Source organism: Mesorhizobium sp. M3A.F.Ca.ET.175.01.1.1 (assembly GCF_004791945.1).
In the GTDB taxonomy this organism is placed as follows: Bacteria; Pseudomonadota; Alphaproteobacteria; order Rhizobiales; family Rhizobiaceae; genus Mesorhizobium.
The window spans coordinates 1-283 of record NZ_SRTP01000418.1 but is presented as its reverse complement, the minus strand read 5'-3'; the positions used below and the strand labels follow the sequence as shown (position 1 = coordinate 283).

Annotated in this window: 1 protein-coding gene; it reads left to right on the top strand. The window is 68.2% G+C overall.

What is annotated here, in order from left to right:
* Positions 1–283: MFS transporter (locus EN818_RS32240; RefSeq protein ID WP_189524026.1), on the top strand; the 283-nt coding region annotated here is incomplete at both ends.

The following is a 283-nucleotide window of genomic DNA, read 5'->3' as shown; positions in this document are numbered from 1 at the left end:
CTGAGCTATATCGGCCTGATCATCGTGCTGTTTCGCTGGAAGCCGGAGATACCGGCGCAGACCTTGCCGCGCGAGACGCTTGGCGCGGCGATGGGCGCCGGCCTGCGCTATGTCGCAATGTCGCCCAACATCGGCAAGGTGCTGGTCCGGGGCTCGGCCTTCGGCTTCAGCGCCGGCGCGGTGCTGGCGCTTCTTCCGCTGGTGGCGCGCGATGTCGTCAAGGGCGATGCCTTGACTTACGGCATCATGCTCGGCGCCTTCGGCATCGGCGCCGTCGGCGGCG